Genomic DNA, 22,097 nt, shown 5'->3' on the forward strand with positions numbered 1-22,097 from the left:
GTCACGACGTCCACGACGCACTCCCTTCGCGAGTCGCCGCGACGAACGCCGCCGCGCGCTCGCGCAGCGCCGCCACGTCCCCGCCGTGCGGGGCGTCACCGGTGAGTGGACTGCCGACCCCGACGGCGCAGGCCCCTGCCGCGAAGTACCGCGGGACGGCAGCCAGGTCCACACCACCCACCGGAACCAGAGGCACGTCGGGGAACGGGTCACGCAACGCCTTCACGTGACCGGGACCGAGGCTGGCCGCGGGAAACACCTTCACGGCCACGGCTCCGGCGTCCCGCGCCGCCAGCACCTCGGTCGGCGTCAGCGCACCGGCCAGCACCGGAAGCCCGAGAGCCACGGCAGTCGTCACCCCGTCCCCGAGCGCCGGGGTGACCGCGAAGGCGGCCCCGGCGTCGTGGACACGGCGCGCGTCGTCGGCGGTGAGGACGGTCCCCGCGCCCACGGACACCTCGTCGCCCAGCACTTCCACGACGCGCGCCAGCACGGCCGGCGCGTCGGTCGACGTCAGCGAGACCTCCAGCAGCCGCACACCCGACTCCGCCAGCACCTCCGCCGTGCGCACGCACGCGTCGGGGTCGCTGCCCCGGATGATGGCCAGCAACCGCTGCCGGGTCAGCAGCTCGCGAAAGGTCATCGTCACTCCTCACGTTCCCGTCGAGCGGTGGCGGACGCCGGGTCACCGGCGGTGGTGCCCACGCCGTGCTCGGCGACGTCCCCGGTGATCTCCTCGGCGTCCTGCGCCGCCTCGGCCAGCAACGCGCGCATGGCCGTCGCCGCCGCGGCGGGATCCCGGCGCCGTACCGCGTCGACCACGGCGGCGTGACTCGGCACGGGATCGGTCACCGCGGCCTCGTGCACGAGCGCGTCCCGCAGCGAGAGCGCGGGTTCGACGACGGAGTCGAGCGCCGACACCAGCTCGTTGTGGGTGGCCCGCAACAGTGCCCGGTGCCACCGCAGGTCCGCGTCGGCGGCGGCCTCGGCGCTGCCGTGCACGGCGTCGGCCATGGCGGCCAACGCGGAGTCCAACTCGGCCAGGTCGGCCTCGGTGCGACGACGAGCCGCCAGCGCGGCGGCCTCGGGCTCGACCATCTCGCGCAGTTCCCCGAGGTCACGCAGCAGGCGCGCGGTCTCCCCGGCGTGTGCGCGCCAGCGGGTCACGTCCGTGTCGAGCAGGTTCCAGAAGCGGCGTTCTCGGACGACGGTGCCGCGCTTCTGCCGGGCCTCGACGAGCCCCTTCGCCGCGAGCACGCGCAGCGACTCCCGCAGCACGGTCATGCTCACGTCGAGCTCTCGTCCGAGGGCAGCGAGGTCGAGAACCGCGCCCTCGGGGAAGGCACCGGCCACGATCCGCCTGCCGAGGGTGGCGACGGTCTGCCCGTGCACACCCCGACCTTGGTACGCCGTCACAGGCCGGAAGTCTGATCGCGACAGGGGGCCAGTGTCAAGATTAATTACTAATTAATACGGTCCGGATCCTGTCGGACCCGCTCTCTAGCGTGTGCGGTAAGTGTTGACACAACGTCGAGGAGTGCGATGCGAACGATCAGTGCCGCGCAGCGGCGTGCCCTGCTCGGCCGACGCCACCGGCTCGCACCCGACGCGGCGGCGTCCGACCCGCTCGACGTCGCCGACAGCCTCGTGGCCATGCACAGCACCGATCCCACCACCGTGTACCTCTCCACCTGGGCACGAACGCGCGACTGTCGGCGGACGCCGTTGGAGGACGCCCTCTACACCGAGCGCAGCCTGCTCCGGCTGCTCGCCGTGCGCCGGACGGTCTTCGTCACTCCCCGCCCACTGGCCCCGCTTTTCCTGCGCGCCTGCGCGGCGGACGTGGCCGACCGTGAACGCCGCACGCTCCTCACGCTGCTCGCCGCGAGCGGTGTCGCCGAGCCGGAACGCTTCCTCAACGAGGCCCGCGACGCCGCGTTGGCCGTGCTCTCCAGCCGGTCGGAGATCGGTGCGGCCGACCTCGCCGACGCCGACCCACGCCTCGGCACCTCCGTCGTCCTCTCGCAGGGCAAGCGCTACGAGAACAGGCAGAGCGTCGCCAGCCGACTGCTCCTGCTGCTGTCGACCGAGGGTCTCGTCGTGCGCGGGCGACCGCGCGGCTCGTGGACGTCCCAGCAGTACCAGTGGTCGTCGATGCGAACCTGGCTGGGCGAGGACCTCCCGTCGATACCGGTGGCCGAGGCCGAGGTACGCCTCGCCCGGCACTGGCTCGCTGCTCACGGTCCGGCGCTGCCCGAGGACCTGCAGTGGTGGACCGGCTGGACGAAGACGCGCACCAGGACGGTGTTGACCGCGCTGCGACCCGTCGAGGTCGAGGTCCACGGCAGCACGGGGATTGACCTCCCCGACGCGGACACCGAGGTCGGGGAGTGTCCCGCTCCGTGGGCGGCGCTGTTGCCCGCTCTCGACCCGACGTCGATGGGGTGGAAGCACCGCGACTGGTACCTCGGCGAGCACGCCGAGCGCGTGTTCGACACGACCGGCAACGCCGGGCCGACGGTGTGGTGGAACGGCCACATCGTGGGCGGGTGGAGCCAGGACGGCCGGGGCGACGTCACGTACCGGCTGTTGGAGGACATCGGCTCGGACGGTGTCGCGGCCGTCGACGCCGCGGCGGAGCGGCTCACCGCCGCGCTCGCCGGAGCGCGCCTGGCGCCGCGAGGCCGACGCCGCAGTCCGCTGGAGCTGGAGATCGTGGCCTGACCTCGACCCCGTCGTCCGCGCGGTGCGGACACGAGTGCGGGACCCGCGGACACGCGTTCAAAGCTTGAGGACACGAGTGCGGGAACTGCGGACACGCCGGTCAGAGGAGGAACGCCACCGACGTGAGGATGGCGGGGAGGCTCAGCAGGGTCGTCACGAGCACGGCGTCGCGGGCCAGGGTGACCCCGTGCCCGAATCGCACGGCGTAACCGAACACGTTCTGCGCGGCGGGCAGGGCCGCACACACCACCACGGCCAGCAGATCGACCTCACGCAGGCCCAGTGCCAGGCCGAACCCCAACGCCAGCAGTGGGTGCACCACGGTCTTCAAGGTCACGACCACGGCGAGCGGCATCCGACTGTCGGGGTCCCGGCCGGGCCTGCTCGCGCCGTGCAGGGAGATTCCGAACGCCAGGAGCATGGCGGGCACGGCGAGGTCACCCAGCAGCTCCACGGGCGCGAGTACCGGCGTCGGCAGACTCACCCCGGTGGCCGTGACCACGATCCCCGCCACCGACGCGATGGCCAGCGGATTGCGCAGCGGCGCCGTGAACGCACGCCCCAGAGTCGGTCTGTTCCCCGCACGCCGGGCCGAGACGACGTCGAGCACCGTCGTGAACACCGGAGTCAGCACCGCGAGCTGGAACAACAGCACGGGCGCGACCACCGTGGCGTCGCCGAACACGTACGCCGCGACCGGCAACCCGAGGTTGCCCGCGTTGACGTATCCGCTGGCCATCGCCGCAATGGCCGTCTCGCCGGGTGGTCTGCGGCGCACCAGTCCCACCGGCACGTACAGCAGACAGGCCAGTGAGCTGGTCACGGCGGTGACGAGCAGGTTCGCCGAGAACACATCGCTGACGTCGGCCCGCGCGAGCGTCGTGAACAGCAGGGCCGGGCTCGCCACGAAGAAGGCGGTACGCGACAACACCTCGGTGGCAGCGGGACCCAGCACGCCCGCTCGCCCGACGGCGTAGCCGACGACGACGACACAGGCGAGGACGAGGAAACCTTCGATCACGCCGCTCATGTGGCTGTCACGAAGCGACACCGTAGAGCTGTGACGGCGGTCAATCGGGGGCGGGTGCGCGTCGCGGCAGTCGTTACGACGGCCCCCGGGCGGGAAGCCTTCGGGCATGCGCGACGACGCGTCCCCTCCTCCGGAGCCACTCGCAGCGGTGCCCCGGCAGCACCGAGCGGAGGGCCGGCACGCCCGTGACCAGGAGGTTCCGGCGCACTTGTCGGCAGGCGCCCGCAGCAGGCCCGCGAGAGCCGTCGACGAGGTCCCGACCGATCTGCTCGCCCGACGCGACGCGCTCGCCGACAGCGCCGACCGACACCTCGAGCCCTCGACCGACAACCGCAGTCGTGACCGACGACACGTGCGGACAGGCTCGACCGACGACCGCGATCCGTGAACCGACGACACGTGCGGGACAGGGAGGTCCCATGGTTCGTCCCGATCCAGCAGCCCCTCGCCGCCTCGTCGTGGGTTACGACGGCTCGGCGGCGGCCGAGCACGCCTTGCGCTGGGCTCTGTCGGAAGCGGCGTCCCGTGGCGGTGAGGTGTCGGTGATCGCGGTGCGCGAGCGGGAGGAGGCGCTTCCCGGCACGTCCTACGCCCTCCAGCCCCACGGCGTGCGCCCTCGACTCGACGAACGACAGGTGCGCGACCGGCTGCACGACGTGGTGTCGCGTGCGGTGCCGCCCGAGGTGCCGGTCACGGAGACGGTCCGCACGGGCGATCCCGCCACCGTGTTGGTCAACGCCTCGGCGGAGGCGGATCTCCTCGTCGTCGGCCGACACCGGCACGGGGCGGCGTCGGAAGTGCTGCTCGGCAGCGTCGCGGCGAGTTGCGTCCGCCGCGCCCGTTGTCCGGTGGTGGTCGTCCCCACGCAGGGTGACTGACGCCTGGCTGGTGAGCGCGGGTCAGTCCGACCGAGGCTCGGCCTTGCGCCCCTGCGAGGCGCGCCGGACGGCGAGCCCGATCGGGACCACGGAGATCACCAGGACCACCGCACCGGCGCCGAGGGCCGTCGCCGCCACCTTCGGCAGCGCGGGCACGGTCGCGCCCACCTCGGCCCGCACGCTCACGCCCGGGACCTCGTCCTGATCGACCACGACGAGCACCCAATCACCGGTCGACACCGTCGTCTCCACGGACTGCGTCCCGCTCCCGGTCGCCGACTCCACCCAGATGTCCACCGACTCCGGCGGCGGGGGCGGTCCCCCGGAGTACACGGTCTCGGTGCGCACCCGGTCGCCCGTGACGTCGCGTACGACCGCGTGCCCAGTTCCGGACAGGTAGCGGGCCGCGTCCTCGGCCGACGCGATACCGAGGAACACGCTGCGCTCCGGCTCCAGGGGTGTGACGCTCACGCGCACGTCACCGAGTCCATCCCCGACCTGGTCAGCGACCCCGCCTGCGAACCGCATCGGCTCGGTCCGCACGGCGTCGGTGTTGGTGGCGAGCGTCGCGGAGGCGGTGAGGTAGCCGTCGGCGTCGCGTTCGTTGCGGTCCACCCACAACGCCACCGCACCGCCGATCAGCAGCCCGATCCCGGCGAACGCCAGGAGCGCACCCACGACCACCGAGACGACTCGGCCCGGCGTCCAGCCTCCGGGGCCGTCGGGTTGCCGCTCCGGTACGGACGTGCCCTGCTCGTCACCACCCTGGTGGAGGCGGAACGGCGGGTACCGGTCGGTGAGCAGTCCGACGTAGGCGCCGACGCGGAGCGCCCAGCGGTCCATCCCGAGAACGAAGTCGAAGATCGAGGTCGGGTAGCGGCCGGTGAACAACAGGGCCACCGCCGCGAAGAACACGAGCACCCCGACCAGCCCGACACCGCTCCAGCCACGCACCGTGGTCTGCCACCCGAACCACGCTCCTCCGCCGACGAAGAAACCCACGACGAGGTAGTGCGGGAAGGCGAGCAACCACTTGACGAGCACGAGACCGCGCGACAACCGCTCCGGGTAGTCGACCTCCAGCCGGGCGGGATAGTCCGGGACGTCCGCGAGAGTGAACGGCGGGTAGCGGTCGGTCCCCAACGCACCGTAGGTGTAGTAGTGCACGCGCCACGCCCAGCGGAGCACCCCGACGTTGAAGTCGAACAGCACGCGGGGATACCGGGCGGTGACGAGGATCGCCACGAAGGCCACGAGGGTCAGCACCACGAAGGTGATCCAGAGCAACGCCAGAACCACGTAGTGCGGGAGCGCGAGCAACCACTTGACCAGCCAGAGCCACCGCGACAGCGGGGTGTCGAGTCGCCCGTGGACCCGGATCGGCTCCGTCGAGGGTGTCGTCATCGGATCGACCTCTCGTTCGTGTCACCGGGACCGCCGCGCCACGACCACGACGACAGCCCACGGCCCGTCCGTCGTCGAGGCGCCGGCCGGTCACCACGGTGCCCAGAGTCCCCGCCCCACGGTCGACGGGCCATGGTCCGTCGGCCCCCGCTCCGGGGTCCTAGGTCCCCGGAGGCGCGCCGTCGACGCGGGAACGGGTGGTCGCCGATCCGATCGCGACCACCCGGGCGCGGCCTATTCGACGACCATGCGGACGGGCGTGCCGAGTTCGACCGTGCGGCTCACGGTGCACAGCTTGTCGTGGGACAACGCGACCGTGCGCGGCAGCATGGCCCGCGCGGCGTCACCCTGTTCGCCCTCGGGGAAGCGGACCCGGAAGGTCACCGAGAGGTTTTCCATCCGGTTGCCCGACTCGGGGTCGGACACTTTGTCGCCCGCCACCGTCACGACGAACTCGTCGGGTTCCGTGCGACGGCTGGTGGCGACGTCGGTGTCGATCGCGGTGCAGCCACCGATCGCGGCGAGCAGCAACTCCACCGGACTGAACTCGTCGTCGCCGCTGCCGAACCGGATGCTGGCACCACGACCGTTGTGCGCCACGTAGTGACCCGCGGACTCGCGCTCGACCCGTACCGACCTGCCAGATGTCGTCATGGCGTCGAACCTACCGGGATGCCGTCCCTCAGGGGCGAGGGATGTTGCGCAGGTTCGACCGCGCGAGCTGGATCATGCGGCCGACACCGCCCTGCAGCACCATCTTGCTCGTCGCCAACGCGAAGCCGGTGAGCTGCTGGCCGGTGATGCGGGGCGGGATCGACAGCGCGTTCGGGTCGGTCACCACGTCGAGCAGGGCGGGTCCGTCGTGGTCGAGGACCTCGCGCAGCGCCGCGCGTACGTCGCGGGGGTCCTCGACGCGGACACCGTGCGCGCCCGCGGCTCTCGCGATGGCCGCGTAGTCGGTGTCCGGGTAGGTGGTCGCGTGCGGGGGCAGCCCGGCGACGAGCATCTCCAGGTCGACCATGCTGAGCGACGAGTTGTTGAACACCACGACCTTCACGGGCAGTCCGTAGTGGACGATGGTGAGAAAGTCTCCCATCAGCATGGAGAACCCGCCGTCACCGGCCATGGCGATGACCTGCCTCGCGGTGGACGGCAACTGCGCGCCGATGGCCTGCGGCATGGCGTTGGCCATCGACCCGTGCGTGTAGGAGCCGATCATCCGCCGTCGCCCGTTGGGGCTGAGGTAGCGGGCGGCCCAGACGTTGCACATCCCCGTGTCCACCGTGAAGATCGCGTCGTCGGCGGCTTCGTCGTCGAGCACCGCCGCGACGTACTCGGGGTGGATGGGTTTGTGCCGCTCCACGTCGGTGGTGTAGGCGGACACGACGTTCTCCAGCATGTCGGCGTGCTTGCGCAACATCCGGTCGAGGAACCGCCGATCGGTCTTCCGCCGCACGCGCGGCGTCACGGCCCGCAGCGTCTCCTTGACGTCCCCGCACACGCCGTGGTCCAGCCGGGAGCGTCGCCCCAACGCCTCGGGCCGGATGTCGACCTGTGCAATGCGCACGTCGTCGGGCAGGAACGGCCGATACGGGAAGTCGGTGCCCAACAACAGCAGCAGGTCGCACTCGTGCATCGCCTCGTAGGCGGCGCCGTAACCGAGCAACCCCGACATGCCCACGTCGAACGGGTTGTCGTACTGGATCCACTCCTTGCCGCGCAATGCGTGCCCGACGGGCGCGAGGACCTTGCCCGCGAACTCCATGACCTCGTCGTGTGCGTCGGCGACTCCGCGCCCGCAGAACAACGTCACCCGCTCGGCCTCGTCGATCAGCTCCACGAGCCGGTCGACCTCCGCCTCCCCCGGCCGCACCGTCGGACCGCCGGTCGCGAGCGCCATCTCGGTGCGACGCCGCGGCGCGTCCATCCCGGCCACGTCACCGGGCAGGACGATCACCGACACGCCCGCCCTGCCGATCGCGGTCTGGATGGCGATCTGCGCCGTCTGCGGCATCTGATCCGGCGTCGACACCATCTCCGAGTAGTGACTGCACTCGGCGAACAACCGGTCCGGGTGCGTCTCCTGGAAGTACGACGTCCCGATGTCCTCGCTCGGGATGTGCGCGGCGATGGCGACCACGGGAGCCGAGCTGCGATGCGCGTCGTACAAGCCGTTGATCAGATGCAGGTTGCCGGGGCCGCAGCTCCCCGCGCACGCCGTCAACTTGCCCGTGATCTGCGCCTCGGCACCGGCGGCGAAGGCCGCCACCTCCTCGTGCCGCACCTGCACCCACTCGATCTTCGGGCTCCGGCGGACCGCGTCGGTCACGGGGTTGAGGCTGTCGCCCACGACGCCGTACATCCGCTCCACACCGGCCTGCACCAGCATGTCCACCACCTGCTCGGCGACCGTCTGGTTGGCCATGCGCACTCCCTCTCCACCGACGCTCACTCCCGCCGAGAGGTAGCCCTTCGGCGAGCAAGTGAAACGTGGGATCGGGCGCGGAGAGCGATCTTGTCCATCGACTCAGTCACCTGTTGAGCCCATTGCGAAACGATCAACACACTCCGTAACGTCAAAACCAGGAGACATCGGAAAAACCGGTACGACACCTGGGGTGACGCGTGCGGGAAGCTCCAATACTGAGAATGCTCGACACACCGGGATTTCTCGAAGTTCACTCCACGGAGGAGCTCGCGGAGCACGTCCACCGAATCCGGGCGGACAAGGCACGTCGTGACGAAAGTTTTCGATTGGGCAAGCGACCGGAACCCGTGCACCTCCCCTTCTCGAAAGGATTCGAGACCAGGCCGGTCGAGGTCCTCCACGAACTGGGGGTGGCCACCAGCTTCTTCCGAGAGAGCCCCTTCGCCGACATCGCACATCTCTGGGCACGGTTCCGGTACTGCGGAACGCTCGGAACCAATCAGAGCAGGAAACTCGTCCTCGCCCACACTCCCGAGGACGTCGTCTACCACCACAAAATGACGCAATCGGAACAACTGGGCGTGGGTTTCGCTCTCGTGATCGCGAAACGCCTTCTCGCACGCTGGTATCCGGAGTTCCGGTTCCAGGCCATCGACGCCGAAGTGGCATTGAAAGCGGGGTACATCCAGCGAGTCGGCCGAGTCGTTCCGACGAAGATCTCGAAGAAGCGTCCGGACTACTTTCTCGTCGGACACAACGCCAGAGGCACCAAGGTCAAGATCTTCGTCCTGGAGTGCAAGGGCACCCACGAGGACAAGACCTTCCTCCACGGACAACTCGCCAAGGCATGCGTTCAGGTGCAGACCATCGAGATCGGGGAGAAGAAGCCGAGATCACTGATGATCGCATCGCTGCTCAAGCGAGACGGCATCTCGTCGTACGTCTTGGACCCGCCTGGCGAAGAGGACCTCTGGTCCGGGGAGGAAGCAGACGTTCCCGAGCTTCTCGACGGGGAACCGGGAGAAGCGACGCTCACCGCCCGCCAGCCCACGTCGAACGACTTGGTCGCCGACTCTCCGGAGCAGTCGGCTCAGCACGCCGTACCAGCACAGGACGCCGACACACCGAGGCTCGACGATCTCGACGGTGCCAAGGAGCCGGCGTCCGCGCCGGAGATCGTACGCATCGCCGACAGCGATCGCCCCTGGTTCCTCGGTGTCCTGGCCAGATCCGCAGCAGCGTCGGCCTTGATCTTCGCAGGCGACGTCGCCGACGCACGTCGCTACACGACCCCGCGTCAGCGTTCGACACACGTTCCCGAGGGCAACGAGCAGGAACTCTTCCCGGCCGACGACTTCCGAGACCCTCCCCCCGACACCGCACTGTCGACCTACCGACTCCCGAACGGCGCGACCTTCGAGGGCCGCTCGTACACGGCCCCGTTGTGGGGACACAAAGTCCTCCGGGTTCGCTGTGGACTGGAGAGCACGCTGTATCGCCAGCTACGAGAGGGCAAGGTCGCCCGATACTGGCGACTCACCCGCGGCATCACGCGCCGACTCGGCCTGGGAAACGGGCCTTCGACCAGCGACCACGTCATTTCGATCGGCGGGGCCGGAACGGTCATGGCGATCGACATCGAGAATCAGTGACTCGCGTCCACGCCCTGCGCGCGAGACCGATCAGCCGCCGAAGAGCGCGCGCCACTCCTCCAGCGAACGGGGCCGGAAGACGACGTTCTCGCGGCGCACGTGGGACAGCGACGCAGACGGCTCGGCGGAGTACCAGTGCCCCGGATACACCACCGGGTCGCCCGGCAGATTCGCCAACCACTGGAGGCTCCGATACATCGCGTCGACGTCCCCGCCGGGCAGGTCGGTGCGACCGCAGCCGTCCAGGAACAGCGTGTCACCCGCGATCAGCGCACCGTCGAGCAGAAAGCACTGACTGCCGGGCGTGTGGCCGGGGGTGTGCAGCAGGCGCAGCGAGACGGCGCCGACGTCCAGCCGGTCGTCGTGGTCGTGGGCGACGAGGTCGGTCTTCGACACGCCCGTGGTGCGGCGGACCCACTCCAGTTCCTCCGCGGCGACGTGGATGGGCACCGACACCCGTGCGAGCAGCTCCGCCACACCCGGCAACGAGAAGCCGAGCAGGTCACCGCCGACGTGGTCGGGATGGTGGTGGGTCGCCAGCACCCCCACCAGGCGCATGTCGTCGTCCGAGAGCACGGCCAGCAGGTCGTCGACCGCGTAGGCGGGGTCGACGACCACGGCCTCGCGGGTCTCGCGGTCGCCGATCAGGTACGCGAAGTTGCGCATCTGGGTGGCAACCGGGTCACCGACGGCGAAGTCCCGGCCGGACAGCAGTTGCCGGAAATACAGGCGCTCGGACATGGGCGCATGGTAGCCGTCCGGTGCCCGGCGCTCGCAGACACGCGTGCGGGAGGTGCGGACACGCGTGCGTAGACGGCGGACACGCTGCGGGAGGATGGGCGCATGGACGGGACTGTGCTGGTGCTGGGCGGACGCAGCGAGATCGGGATGGCCGTGGCGACCCGGCTGGCCCGACAGGGCGCCCGGTCGTTCGTGCTCGCCGCGAGGCGCAGCGGCGACCTCGACGACGAGGAACGCGCGCTGCGAGCGGCGGGAGCGACGACCGTCGCACGGGTGGAGTTCGACGCGGACGAGTTGGACTCCCACGCGCGGGTGCTGAACGACGTCGTCGCCCGCCACGGGCCCCTCGACGTCGTGGTCACCGCGTTCGGCATCCTCGGGAACCAGGCCCTGGCCGAGCGCGACGCCGCCCACGCGGTGTCCATCGTGCACACCGATTACGTGGCCCACGTCAGCGTGCTCACCCACCTGGCGAACCTGCTCCGGGAGCAGGGACACGGCACGCTGGTCGTCTTCTCGTCGGTGGCGGGCGTGCGCGTGCGGCGCGCCAACTACGTCTACGGCTCGGCGAAGGCCGGCCTGGACGGCTTCGCGTCGGGGCTCGCCGACGCCCTGCACGGCAGTGGCGTGCGGCTGCTGCTGGTGCGGCCCGGGTTCGTCATCGGCCGGATGACCCGGGGCATGACACCCGCGCCGTTCTCCAGCACGCCCGACTCGGTCGCCGACGCCACGGTGGCCGCCCTCCGCTCGGGTCGGCACACCGTGTGGGTGCCCGCAGTGCTGCGGCCCGTCTTCGGACTCATGCGACTGCTCCCCCGCCCGATCTGGCGGCGGCTGCCCCGCTGAGCACGTCGCCCGCCCGAGCGCCCCGGTCACTCGGGCGGGGCGAACAACTCGCTCGGGCGCCGATGCGGGCTCGTCGGGACCTCGCCCGACGGCCTGCCGACCCGCATGAGCACCTGCGGATACGCGTCCAAGGACAGGCGGTCGGCGAAGCGGCGTCGCGCCTCGGACAGGTGCAGCGGCTGGGTCTGCACGGCGGCGACGAGTCCGCGTCGGACCGCCCCCAACCACACCTGTTGCATCACCATCCCGGCGCGCACGTGCGCGAGCCTGCCGTCCTCGCCCGTGGCGAACACCAGCACCGTCTCCTCCGCCAGCCGTCGGGCGAGCACCGCGCGGTCGGGCAACGCGGTGCGGACCCGCACGAGGCCCGCCCAGGGCAGCGAGGTGGACGGCAACGCACCGCTCGCGAGCCCGACCCCGTGGGAGCGTGACCGCTCGTCGCGGATCGTCCAGATCGCCAACTCCCGCTGGTATCCCTGGTCGTTCTTCAGCACCGCGCCCGCGTAGTCGAGCAGTTCGGCCAGCGCGTCGACGTCCTCATCCCCGACGAGGGGCCGGACGTGCACGTCGTCCCCGCTCGCCTCCGCCGCGAGGTCGGCGACGTCCTCGCTCGACAGCTTCGGGCCCGCGAACGGCTGCCGATAGCTGTGGCGGCGGGCGATCGCGGTGTAGCGGTGCAGGTCGTTCTCGTGGGGTCGCCCCGGGCCCTCGACGCTCAGCCGCGCCACGAGGTCGGAGTCGGGTCCGTCGGGCAACAGCCACAACCGGGGCCGCAACGACAGCACACGCGCGGCGATCTCCAGGTTCGCCGCCGCCGCACCGCACGAAATGGACCGATCGCGGTCGTCGGGATCGTGGTGCGGCAGCGTGAGATCGGCGCGTTCGAACAGTTTCGCCTCGCCGTCGGGCAGCTCCAGCCGCCACGGCTGGATGTTGTGCACCGACGGTGCTCGCACGATCGCCCTCGCGAGCACGTCGGTCTCGCCGGCCGACCACTCGCGCTTCGTCATGATCCCACGATCCTGCCGCCGCGACGCCGGTGTCATCCGTCGAAGAGCCCGTGATCGAGGGCCGAACGGCCTCACCGGGTCCCGTCTCCCCGAACGCCGTCGAGTGCTGCGGCGTCCTCGGGACGGACTTACGCTGCCGACATGACCATCGGTGTCTTTCTCGTCGACGACCACGAGATCGTGCGACGGGGCCTGGCGGACCTGCTCGACGACGAACCGGACATGCGGATCGTCGGGGAGGCGGCGTCGGTGGGTGAGGCGCTCACGCGCATCCCGACGGCGGGAGCCGACGTCGCCGTGCTGGACGTGCGGCTGCCGGACGGCAACGGCGTGGAGCTGTGCCGGGAGCTGCTGTCCACCGTCGACGGGCTGCGGTGCTTGATGCTGACCTCGTACCACGACGATGAGGCACTGTTCAACGCGATCATGGCGGGCGCGTCGGGGTTCGTGCTGAAGCAGGTGCTGGGCTCCGATCTCGTGTCGGCCGTGCGCACCGTCGGCTCGGGCGGGTCGCTGTTGGACAGCAAGACGACCTCGGCGCTGATGAATCGCATCCGCAAGGAACGTGCCGACGCCGATCCCGTCGCCGAACTGTCGGAGCAGGAACGCGCGGTGTTCGAGTTGATCGGCGAGGGACTCACCAATCGTGAGATCGCGGCCCGGCTGTTCCTCGCCGAGAAGACCGTGAAGAACTACGTGTCCCGGCTGCTGGGCAAGCTCGGCATGCGGCGCCGCACCCAGGCGGCCGTGCTCGCGACGGAACTGCGCAAGCAGAACGCGAACCGGTTCCCGAAACAGGGCTAGAGCGGGACCCGCCACACGACACAGGCTCCGCCTCCGGGTTCGTCGCGCACGACGAGTTCGCCGCCGCATTGGCGCGCCCGCTTGTCCATGTTCTCCAGACCGCTGCGCCGGACCCCGGGGGGAATGCCCACGCCGTTGTCGGCGACCTCGATCGTCAGGTCCCGCTCCGAGGTCTCCACCAGGATCCGGATCGCGTCGCCGTGGGAGTGCCGCAACGCGTTGCTCAGCGCCTCCCTGAGGACGGCTTCCGCATGCTCCCCCACCTGTGGTGAGACGAGGGTGTCGACGGCGCTCGACAACTTCATCGTGGGCGCGACGTCGCTCTGCGCGGTGAGCTGTACCACGACGTCGAGCAGCCGACGGCGCAGGCTCGGCTCCTCGACGGTCGAGGCGTGCAGGTCGAAGATCGACGTGCGGATCTCCCGCACGGTCGTGTCGAGCTGTTCGACCGCCTGCTCCACCCGCATCCGCGCGTGCGCGTCGTCGATGCGACGCAGCGTGCCCTGCAGGCTCATGCCGGTGGCGAACAGGCGCTGGATGACGTGGTCGTGGAGGTCCTGCGCGATGCGGTCGCGTTCGGCGAGCACGTCGAGCAGCCGCTGACTGCGTTGCTTGTCCGCGAATTCCAGGGCCACGGCGGCCTGGTCGGCCAGCGACGTGAGCATGGGCAGGTCGTCCTGGGTGAACGGCGGGGCGCTCTTCGGTCGCACGGTGAGCAGCGCCCCGCCGGTGCCCGCGGCGCCCATGAGCGGCAGCACGGCGCCAGGCCCGAGCGCGGCGGAGCCGACCGCGGGGTCGTCCGGCAACGCCGCCGTCAGTTCGGGGAACAGGCGCGGGGTCCCCTCCCGCATGGCCTCCGCGACGGCGGAGTCACCCCGGACGTCGACGGCCAACCTCGTCAGGGCGGAGACTTCCTCGACCGACACGCTCGCCGACACGACGTTCGAGGTCTCGTCGGTCGCGAGCAGGATGACCGCGTCCTGGGCCTCGGCCAGCTCGCACACCCGCCGTACCACGAGCCGCAGCGTCGCCTCCACCGACGCGCCCTCCAGCAGTTCCCCGTTGATCTCGGCCACGGCGCTGAGCCAGCGCTCCCGTGTCCGGGACTGTTCGAACAGGCGCGCGTTGTCCACAGCGACTCCCGCCGCGGCGGCGAGGGTCTGCAGGACCACCTCGTCGTCGGAGGTGAACTCCGCACCGCCGCGCTTCTCGGTCAGGTAGAGGTTGCCGTACACCTCGTCGCGCAGCCGCACGGGGACCCCGAGGAAACTGTGCATGGGCGGGTGGTGCGGCGGGAAACCCACCGACGCCGGATGCCGGGTGAGGTCGGGCAACCGGACCGGGCGGGGGTCGTCGATGAGCAGCCCGAGCAGTCCCTTCCCCTCGGGCAGGTGCGGCATGCGGGCGATGCTCTCCGCGTCCATCCCCACATGCAGGAACTCCGCCAGCCCGTCGCCGTCCTCGTCGAGCACGCCGAGCGCCCCGTACCGGGCGTCGACGAGTTCGGTGGCAGCCTCCACGATGCGCTGCAACGTGGAGTCGAGTTCGAGCCCGGACGCGACCGCGAGCACCGCGTCGAGCAGGCCCTGGAGCCGGTCTCGGGTGCGCACGATCTCGCCGATACGGTCTTGGACCTCGCGCAGCAGCTCGTCGAGCCGTAGACCGGCGAGAGCCCGCGTCCGGGGACGATCGGCGCCGCTGTGCGCGCCCGCAGACTCCTCGGCTGTCATCGACTTTCTCCGGTTGAGGGACAGGGCACCTTCGTGTTCCCTGGTCGGCGGCCTTTCAAGCACGCTCACCGGGCGATGGCCGACCGAGCACGAGCAGCGACTGCGGGCTACCGTCCACGCCCGCGTGCCTCACCATGCGCTGGCGGAATTCGCGCATCTCGAACGGCTCCACCACCGGGGACGCGGTGAGCCCGAGCGCCGTGGCGGAGAGCCAGGCCCGCTGCAGGGTGACGCCCGCGACGAGCTGGCCGCGTCGACCGTCGGTCGCCGTGACGACCAGCAATCCCGGTTCGAGGCCACGTTTGCGGTGAGCCGCGACGACCGCCGATACCGGGACGATCTTCGCGTCGGCCGTCTCGGCCGCCCGCACGATCGCGTCGCGGAGGGCAGGATCAAGAGCCTCGGGGTCACGGGGGTCGAGGGCGGTACTGTGCCGACGCTGCTCGAACACGGCCCGGTACTGGCCGACGTCGACCGCGGACGGGCGGTGTCGACGGCTCGCGACCACGGTCGCCACCAGCTCCGCCCGGTCGGGATCGCCGAAGAGCACCACCTCCGGAGTCCACCCCAGCACCCGGACGGTGCACGCGAGGACGGTCAGCGCGCAGCCGCACGCGACGACGCCGTTGCGGTTGGCCCCGGCGTGCCCGCGCAACGCGGACGGCAGGTTCTCGAAGATCTCGACCCGCCGGCCCTCCATCCGGATGCGCCACGGCTCGGCGAGCCCGCACCGGTAGGCGTGGGTGCTCGCGCGGGACAGCACGCTCTTCTCCTGCTCCGACCAGGTGTGGCCCGCGAGCGAGAGAACGGGTGGCTCGACGGTCATCGACCTCACCTCTCGCCGTCGAGGCCGCGCACGACCTCGTGCAGCTCACGGCGGGGCGTCTGCGCGCCGGGATGGCCGTACCCGATGCGCAGTGCCGCCTGTGGATGGTCCGTGCCCCCGAGCATCGTCCGCAGTTCCTCCCGAGTGGACGGAATCTCCAGTGGTTGGGCGAGGAACGACGCCTGCAGTCCGTGGGCGGTCACGGTGAGCAGGACGCGTTGCAACGCCTGTCCCGCCCGCACCGCGTCACGGCGGGTGTCGCCCGGGCTGGTGAGCACTGCGACGAGTGGCTGACGTTCGAACTCGCGCGCCACCCGGCCTGCCGCGCCCACGTACTCGCGCAACGCCAACGCGGTGCCCTCCAGGCTGCGCGGTCCTCCCGCCGTCAGCGGCACCCCGTCGCGTCGCTCGCCGTGGTGGCTCCACGCCTGCAGTTCGGCGAGGAACGCCGGGTCCTGACGCTGCACGTGGTCCGCCCGCCGCAGCAGCGCGGCGAACGCGTCGAACGCGGCGGGCTCGGTGAGCAGGACCAACCGGGCGCCCTCCGCTCGTGCCGCGCGGAGCAACCCGTGCCGCACCACCGACGGCACCGGCGTGTCCACGAACGGCCGACGATTCGTGTGCCGCGCACCGATGGCGTCGGCGAGTCGGGCGTCCTCGGCGGCCGGGCCGCGGCCGAGGCCGACCCGGACGGTGGCGAGCAGCTCGGGCCGGGTCCGCTCCGGCAGGATCGACACCGCGCACGCCGTCCGGTGCCGGGCCAGCTCCAGCCGGATGTTCAGCACGGCGGCACCGCAGGACAGCACGGCCTCCCTACCGTCGGGATCGCTCACCGCGAGTACCCGGCGCTCGTCGAGCAGCACGTCGATCTCGTTGCCCCGCACCTCGAACAGCCACGGTTGGGTGTTGTGCGGCGAGGGCGCTCGGGTGCCTGCCCGCAACGCGTCCGCGACGGTCGTGGTGAGAGCGCCGGGTGCGAGGTCCGTCATGGCGTCGAGTGTGCGGGCGAGCCACCCCGTCGGGACACCGGCGCTCGCCCCGTTCCGACAGGGTCTTTCGTCCCCGTTTCGACACGCGGGACCTCCGACTCTTTCCGGCAGCGCGGCCCTCCGGGAAGGCTGACGCCATGCCCGGTGACGCCCCGGCCGACGGCACGATCGTGGTCGGCATCGACGGTTCCCCCGCGTCGCGTCAGGCGCTGCGGTGGGCCTGCTACCAGGCCGAGATCACCGGCGGCAGCGTCCTGGCCATGTCGGTCAGGGAGGAGGCCGCGTTCCTTCCGGGATCGGAGTTCGCGTTGCGCACCCGTGGCTCCTGGCGCGACGACGACACCGTGCGCGCGGCCCTCCACCGGGCGGTGAGCCTGGTCAGCACGTCGGCGCCCGTGCGCGAGCGCGTCGTCACCGGTGAACCCGCGGACGAGCTGCTGGCCGCGGCCAACGAGGCCGATCTGCTCGTGCTCGGCACCGACGGCCACCGGGGGTTGAGCGCCGTGCCGCTCGGCAGCGTGGCCGTCGAGTGCGTCCGGCGGGCCGTGTGTCCGCTCGTGCTGGTGCCCGCCGCCCCGGCGCGCTGACCCACACAGTCCGATGTGGACGCAACGGGTCAGTCGTCGTCGCGGAGCCGATGCTCGACCGTCGCCCGCACCACCCCCGGGACCGACTCGGCGAGGACCGTGGCGACGTGCCGGTCGGTGGCGTCGTCGTGGTCGTCCAGGACGGTCACGGTGCCACCGTCGACCGTGACGTGCCAGCGATCGGGGCCGCCGTAGATCATGAGCCGTCGCCGGACGTCGCGCGCGATGTCGGCGTCGTCGCGTGACAACGCGCGCACGACGTCGCTGCGAGTCACGATCCCGACCAGCTTCGTACCCGCGAGCACCGGCACCGCCCGCAGATGGCCCTCCAGCAGCGTGCCCACCAACTCCGCCACGTCCGCGCCCTGCTGCGTGCACGTGGGCGAGCTCGTCATGACCTCGCCCACCGTCTCCGGCACCGGCGTGGTGGTCCGGTCGGTGCGGTACCGGGCATCCGGAGGAACCCGGTCGGCCACGACGTCGGCCTCGGTGACGATGCCGACCACGCGGTCGGAGTCGTCCACCACGGGCAGCGCGGTGAAGCCGTGCTCGGCCAGCAGGCGGGTCGCGCGCTTCACCGAGTCGTCCGGGGAGACCGTGACCACCGGGCTGGTCATGATGTCCTTGGCGCGCATTCACTCCCCCGACCGAATCACGGCGACCGGACACGGCGCGTGAGTGACCAGTGCCTGACTCGTGGAGCCCAGCAACATCCCGCGGAATCCGCTGCGTCCCCGGCTGCCCACCACCAGCAGGCGCGCGGTGCGGCCGTGGTCGAGCAGGGTCCGCACCGGACGGCCCCGCACGACGGCAGTGTCGACGGCGACGTCGGGGTACTGGGTCCGCAGCGGCGCGACCTGCTCCGCCAACGCCGCCCGCTCCCCCTCCTCGATCTCGGCGGGATCGACCCGCAATGGGTAACGCGGGACGGCCTCGTCGAGGAAGATGCCCCGCCAGGTGCGCACGACGGTCAGCGGAGCACCGTGCTGGGCCGCCTCGTCGAAGGCGAACCGCAACGCCGCGGTACTGGCCTCGGAGCCGTCGACACCGACCACGACGGGCGCTCCGGCGTCGAGCGGTCGTGGCGCCGCCCGCACGACCACCACCGGCGAGCGGCCGTGGCCTGCGAGACCGACGGCGACGGAACCGACGAGCATGCCGGTGAAGCCGCCGAGACCGCGCGAGCCGAGCACCGTCATCCGCGCCCGGCTCGACTCCTCGACGAGGGCGTTCACGGGTTCGGTCTCGGCGAGGACGGTCTCCACCGACACGTCGGACGACACCGCCGCCGCGGCTGCCCTGGCCTCCTGCAACCACTGCCGTCCCTGGTGTCGCATGCCCTCCCGCAGTTGCGCGAACGTGGCGGCGAACTCGGGATACCCGTACATGGGCACCACGTAGGCGTGGACGAGCCGCAGGTCGTCGCCGCGCACCACTGCTTCCGCGGCAGCCCAGCGGACGGCCTCGAGCGCCGACTCCGACCCGTCGACGCCCGCGACGATCGTGCTCATGGTCCGGTCTTCTCCCGACGTCGGTTGCGGCTGTGGGTCTGCGTCCTGGTTCCCCGTGGCACCACGAGCACCGGACACGGGGCGGACCGGGCCAGCGCGTGACTCGTCGATCCGAGCAACCGACCGCTCATCTCCCGGTGGCCGGTACTGCCGACGACGAGAAGTTGCGCCGACGCGGCGTGGCGCAGCAGCGCGTCGGTCGGCCGGTTCCGCGACACCACACGCTCGACCTCCACCTCGGGATACCACTCGCGCATGCCGGCCAGTCGTTCCGCGAGTGTGATGGCCTCGGCGGTCGGTCCCTCACCCCAGGGCCCCTCGGTGTGGTGGTGGAACAGCCCGCGTCTCGATCCGCTCGCCGCGTGCACGGCGATCAACGGCGCCTCGCGCAACGCGGCTTCCTCGTAGGCGACGACGACCGCCTCCACGCTGGTGGGCGAGCCGTCCACCCCCACCACCACGGGGCCTTCGCCCGGTGGGCGGGACCGACCTTGCGACCAGCGGACGACGGCGACCGGGCACGGAACGTGCCCCATCAGTCCCGCCGCCACCGCACCCAGACGCCCGTGGTCCTGGGGCGGATGGCCGCCGATGACGGTGCATGCCGCCTGTCGGGCGCGCTCGGCCAGCACCGAGACCGGGTTGCCGACGACCAGTTCGGTGCCGATCTCCAGCGACGCGCCGCCCACCTCCTCGGCCACCTCGCGCGCCCGCTCGACCCAGGACCGCGCCTCGGTCTCCAGGGTCAGGAAGTGGTCGGGCGGCATCCCGATCCCCGTGCCGTACGGCGTGGGCGAGTGCATCGCCGCCACGAGCGACAGCGATCGATGGCGTCTCGCGGCGGTCGCCGCCGCCCATTCCGTCGCGTGCAGTGCCGGTGTGCCACCGTCCACGCCCACCACCAGACCGGTGGATGCACTCTCACCCGTCATGCCGCAGCTCCCTCACGATCGGTCTGCTGCTGACCAGGGTGACCGGAGGCGAACCCGTCGGACAGGAGTCGAAAGCCCCCTCGCCCGCACGGCGAACACGACCGCCGCCTCCGGTCAGGGCCGTTGGACTCTGCCCCGGCGGCCTCGGGGACGGCGACGATCGTGGCGTGCCGGGGACGACGAGGGACGCGACATGACGCTCGTGCTGGGCGTGAACGGTTTCGGCCGCGTCGGACGGGCACTCCTGCGCTGTGTCCTCGCCCGTCCGGAGGACGCCGAACCCGTCGAGGTGGTCGCCGTGAACGACCCCGCCGACGTGGAGACCCTCGCCTACCTGCTGGAGTACGACTCGACGTACGGGCGGTTGGCCGAGTCCGTGCACGTGCGGGGACGAACGTTGTGCGTCGGGCCGCACCGCATCGCCATGACCCGGGGCGAACGCCCCGGTGCGGTGGACTGGCGACGGTCGGGCGTCGACGTCGTCGTCGAGACGACCGTGCCCGCCGCGGCCCGCCGGGACGCGGCGGCCCACCTCGACGCGGGCGCGCGCAAGGTGGTCGTCGCCGGGTACCACCCGGACGCCGACGCCACCATCGCGGTGGGCGTCAACGACGACGACTACGACGTCCGGCGTCACCACGTCGTGTCGGCCGCGTCCGGCACCGCGCAGTGTGCTGCCGTGATGTTGTCGGTGCTGCACCGCGCGTTCGGTGTCCGTCACGGCGTGCTGACCGCCATCCACAGCTACACGGCCGACCAGTCGCTGTTGGACCAGCCGCACCGGGACCTCCGAAGGTCCCGCTCGGCGGCGGTCAACATCGTTCCCACGTCCACGGGCGCGCCCCGCTCACTCGGTGCGCTGCTGCCCGAGTTCGCCGACGCCACCGAGGCGGTGGCCGTTCGGGTTCCGGTGGAGGACGGCTCGCTCGTCGACCTCACCGCCGTGGTCCGCTCGCCCGTCACAGTCGGCCAGGTCAACCGCGCCTTCGCTGACGCCGCCGCGACGGGTCGCCTGCGGTCGCTGCTGCGGTACACGGAGGTCCCCGTGGTGAGCCGGGACGTCGTGGGCTCGCCGGAGTCCTGTGTGTTCGACGCGGGCCTGACCACCACGTGTGCCGGACTGGTGAAGGTCTTCGGGTGGTACGACAACGAGTGGGGCTACGCCCACCGTCTGCTGGAACTCGCCGAGTTGCTCAACCCGGGAGGTCCGTGATGCCGTGTCGTCGGTTGGGGCGCGTGGCCGGAGTCCCGGTGGAGGTCCATCCCTCCGCCGCCGTGCCGCTCGTGGTGTTGACGTCGTTGTTCGCGCTCGGCCTGCTGCCGGTCGCTGCCCCGGGGGCCACGGCGGCGTCGTACTGGTTCGCGGGTCTCGGCGTCGCGCTCGCGTTCGCCGCGAGCCTGCTGCTACACGAACTCGCCCACGCCGCTCTCGCCCGCCGATACGGCGTCGGCACCCGCCGCATCGTGCTGTGGTCGTTCGGTGGAGCGGCGGAACAGACCGCGCCGCTGCCCCATCCTCGCGCCGACGCGGTCGTCGCCGCGGCGGGACCGCTCGTCAACGCCGCGATCGGGCTCGTGTGCTGGACGGTCGCCCTCGTCGTCGCCCCGTTCCTGCCGCCCACCCCGCTCGCCGCACTGCTGTGGCTGGGGGCGGCGAACCTGGTGGCGAGTGTCTTCGCGTTGCTGCCGGGCGCGCCGCTGGACGGCGGGCGCCTGCTGAGGGCGCTCGTGTGGGCCCGGACAGGCGACCGGGACTCGGCCGACCGGACGGCGCGGCGCTGGGGTCGGGCGCTCGGAACGCTGCTGCTGTCCGTCGGTTCCGCCGTGGTGATCCTCTTCGGACAGTTCGTGGGCGTGTGGTTCGCCGTCGCCGGTTGGGGACTCTGGGCACCGCGGACGATCGGCGGGCCGGAACCGGACCCCGAAGCCCTCACGTCCTGAGAACGACGCGGGGTTTTCCGCTCGTTCCGGGGTATGCCCTCCACGACCGCGCGAGCACCGCACG

General features: G+C 71.4%; 23 protein-coding genes. 9 read left to right on the plus strand and 14 right to left on the minus strand.

The genetic code is table 11. The features are described from left to right. Position 1 precedes the first annotated feature (1 nt). The gene (locus JAV51_RS03005; RefSeq protein WP_197319054.1) at positions 2–643 is read right to left on the minus strand and encodes a bifunctional 4-hydroxy-2-oxoglutarate aldolase/2-dehydro-3-deoxy-phosphogluconate aldolase; all 642 of its coding nucleotides are present in this window, start codon (positions 641–643) and stop codon (positions 2–4) included. Positions 644–645: 2 nt separating this feature from the next. After that, the gene (locus JAV51_RS03010) at positions 646–1,416 is read right to left on the minus strand and encodes a FadR/GntR family transcriptional regulator (RefSeq protein WP_197319055.1); all 771 of its coding nucleotides are present in this window, start codon (positions 1,414–1,416) and stop codon (positions 646–648) included. Positions 1,417–1,542: 126 nt separating this feature from the next. On the opposite strand from JAV51_RS03010, the gene JAV51_RS03015 reads away from it, so the two are divergent. Further along, positions 1,543–2,724: a winged helix DNA-binding domain-containing protein gene (locus JAV51_RS03015; protein ID WP_197319056.1), complete on the plus strand. Its 1,182-nt coding sequence runs from the start codon at positions 1,543–1,545 to the stop codon at positions 2,722–2,724. A gap of 100 nt (positions 2,725–2,824) precedes the next feature. Here the strand turns inward: JAV51_RS03015 and JAV51_RS03020 are convergent, their stop codons facing one another. Then, positions 2,825–3,754, minus strand: a complete 930-nt coding sequence (locus tag JAV51_RS03020; RefSeq protein WP_197319057.1) for an AEC family transporter — start codon at positions 3,752–3,754, stop codon at positions 2,825–2,827. Positions 3,755–3,860: 106 nt separating this feature from the next. Here JAV51_RS03020 and JAV51_RS03025 point away from each other — a divergent pair, with 106 nt between their 5' ends. Both JAV51_RS03025 and JAV51_RS03030 read left to right on the plus strand, forming a co-directional pair. Then, positions 3,861–4,142, plus strand: coding sequence for a hypothetical protein (locus tag JAV51_RS03025; RefSeq protein ID WP_197319058.1), 282 nt, complete (start codon positions 3,861–3,863; stop codon positions 4,140–4,142). Positions 4,143–4,173: 31 nt separating this feature from the next. Further along, positions 4,174–4,632 carry a universal stress protein gene (locus JAV51_RS03030; RefSeq protein WP_197319059.1) on the plus strand — a complete coding sequence of 153 codons (459 nt, stop codon included), beginning with the start codon at positions 4,174–4,176 and terminating at the stop codon, positions 4,630–4,632. Positions 4,633–4,653: 21 nt separating this feature from the next. On the opposite strand, the gene JAV51_RS03035 is transcribed toward JAV51_RS03030, so the two are convergent. The 3 genes from JAV51_RS03035 to JAV51_RS03045 form a co-directional block, all read right to left on the minus strand. Beyond that, positions 4,654–6,036 carry a DUF4389 domain-containing protein gene (locus JAV51_RS03035; protein ID WP_197319060.1) on the minus strand — a complete coding sequence of 461 codons (1,383 nt, stop codon included), beginning with the start codon at positions 6,034–6,036 and terminating at the stop codon, positions 4,654–4,656. 234 nt (positions 6,037–6,270) lie between these two features. Beyond that, positions 6,271–6,690 carry an OsmC family protein gene (locus JAV51_RS03040; RefSeq protein ID WP_197319061.1) on the minus strand — a complete coding sequence of 140 codons (420 nt, stop codon included), beginning with the start codon at positions 6,688–6,690 and terminating at the stop codon, positions 6,271–6,273. 28 nt (positions 6,691–6,718) lie between these two features. Then, complete coding sequence (locus JAV51_RS03045; protein ID WP_197319062.1) at positions 6,719–8,461, minus strand: pyruvate dehydrogenase; 1,743 nt, start codon at positions 8,459–8,461, stop codon at positions 6,719–6,721. Between the two features lie 329 nt (positions 8,462–8,790). Here JAV51_RS03045 and JAV51_RS03050 point away from each other — a divergent pair, with 329 nt between their 5' ends. Continuing rightward, on the plus strand, positions 8,791–10,116 hold the full coding sequence (locus JAV51_RS03050) for a hypothetical protein (protein WP_197319063.1): 1,326 nt from the start codon (positions 8,791–8,793) through the stop codon (positions 10,114–10,116). Between the two features lie 30 nt (positions 10,117–10,146). Here JAV51_RS03050 and JAV51_RS03055 read toward each other — a convergent pair whose 3' ends face one another. Beyond that, positions 10,147–10,857 (minus strand): MBL fold metallo-hydrolase, encoded by a 711-nt coding sequence (locus JAV51_RS03055; protein ID WP_197319064.1) that lies wholly within the window; start codon positions 10,855–10,857, stop codon positions 10,147–10,149. Between the two features lie 102 nt (positions 10,858–10,959). On the opposite strand from JAV51_RS03055, the gene JAV51_RS03060 reads away from it, so the two are divergent. After that, entirely contained in the window at positions 10,960–11,703 is a 744-nt protein-coding gene (locus JAV51_RS03060) for an SDR family NAD(P)-dependent oxidoreductase (RefSeq protein ID WP_197319065.1), read from the plus strand. 26 nt (positions 11,704–11,729) lie between these two features. On the opposite strand, the gene JAV51_RS03065 is transcribed toward JAV51_RS03060, so the two are convergent. Continuing rightward, complete coding sequence (locus tag JAV51_RS03065) at positions 11,730–12,713, minus strand: nitroreductase family protein (protein WP_197319066.1); 984 nt, start codon at positions 12,711–12,713, stop codon at positions 11,730–11,732. A 141-nt stretch (positions 12,714–12,854) separates the two neighbouring features. Here JAV51_RS03065 and JAV51_RS03070 point away from each other — a divergent pair, with 141 nt between their 5' ends. Beyond that, on the plus strand, positions 12,855–13,517 hold the full coding sequence (locus JAV51_RS03070) for a response regulator transcription factor (protein WP_197319067.1): 663 nt from the start codon (positions 12,855–12,857) through the stop codon (positions 13,515–13,517). On the opposite strand, the gene JAV51_RS03075 is transcribed toward JAV51_RS03070, so the two are convergent. The 3 genes from JAV51_RS03075 to JAV51_RS03085 are packed head-to-tail and all read right to left on the minus strand — an operon-like array spanning position 13,514 to position 17,062. Further along, a complete protein-coding gene (locus JAV51_RS03075; RefSeq protein WP_197319068.1) occupies positions 13,514–15,247 on the minus strand; it encodes a GAF domain-containing protein in 1,734 nt (577 codons plus the stop codon). The genes JAV51_RS03070 and JAV51_RS03075 overlap by 4 nt on opposite strands. A 55-nt stretch (positions 15,248–15,302) precedes the next feature. Next, positions 15,303–16,073: a hypothetical protein gene (locus JAV51_RS03080; RefSeq protein ID WP_197319069.1), complete on the minus strand. Its 771-nt coding sequence runs from the start codon at positions 16,071–16,073 to the stop codon at positions 15,303–15,305. A 5-nt stretch (positions 16,074–16,078) separates the two neighbouring features. Next, entirely contained in the window at positions 16,079–17,062 is a 984-nt protein-coding gene (locus tag JAV51_RS03085; protein WP_197319070.1) for a nitroreductase family protein, read from the minus strand. 137 nt (positions 17,063–17,199) lie between these two features. Between JAV51_RS03085 and JAV51_RS03090 the strand changes: the two genes are divergently transcribed. Then, entirely contained in the window at positions 17,200–17,649 is a 450-nt protein-coding gene (locus JAV51_RS03090) for a universal stress protein (RefSeq protein WP_197319071.1), read from the plus strand. 29 nt (positions 17,650–17,678) lie between these two features. Here the strand turns inward: JAV51_RS03090 and JAV51_RS03095 are convergent, their stop codons facing one another. From JAV51_RS03095 to JAV51_RS03105, 3 genes are read right to left on the minus strand one after another with little or no spacing between them, the layout of a single operon-like run. After that, positions 17,679–18,284, minus strand: a complete 606-nt coding sequence (locus JAV51_RS03095) for an HPP family protein (RefSeq protein ID WP_197319072.1) — start codon at positions 18,282–18,284, stop codon at positions 17,679–17,681. Further along, complete coding sequence (locus JAV51_RS03100; RefSeq protein ID WP_197319073.1) at positions 18,285–19,160, minus strand: universal stress protein; 876 nt, start codon at positions 19,158–19,160, stop codon at positions 18,285–18,287. Beyond that, positions 19,157–20,092, minus strand: coding sequence for a universal stress protein (locus tag JAV51_RS03105; protein WP_197319074.1), 936 nt, complete (start codon positions 20,090–20,092; stop codon positions 19,157–19,159). The genes JAV51_RS03100 and JAV51_RS03105 overlap by 4 nt, the downstream gene beginning before the upstream one ends. Positions 20,093–20,285: 193 nt before the next feature. On the opposite strand from JAV51_RS03105, the gene JAV51_RS03110 reads away from it, so the two are divergent. After that, complete coding sequence (locus JAV51_RS03110) at positions 20,286–21,305, plus strand: type I glyceraldehyde-3-phosphate dehydrogenase (protein WP_197319075.1); 1,020 nt, start codon at positions 20,286–20,288, stop codon at positions 21,303–21,305. 38 nt (positions 21,306–21,343) lie between these two features. Further along, positions 21,344–22,033, plus strand: a complete 690-nt coding sequence (locus JAV51_RS03115; RefSeq protein ID WP_307845716.1) for a site-2 protease family protein — start codon at positions 21,344–21,346, stop codon at positions 22,031–22,033. Positions 22,034–22,097: the final 64 nt, after the last annotated feature.

Origin of the sequence: Saccharomonospora sp. NB11, assembly GCF_015910535.1 — a bacterium.
In the GTDB taxonomy this organism is placed as follows: domain Bacteria; phylum Actinomycetota; class Actinomycetes; order Mycobacteriales; family Pseudonocardiaceae; genus Saccharomonospora.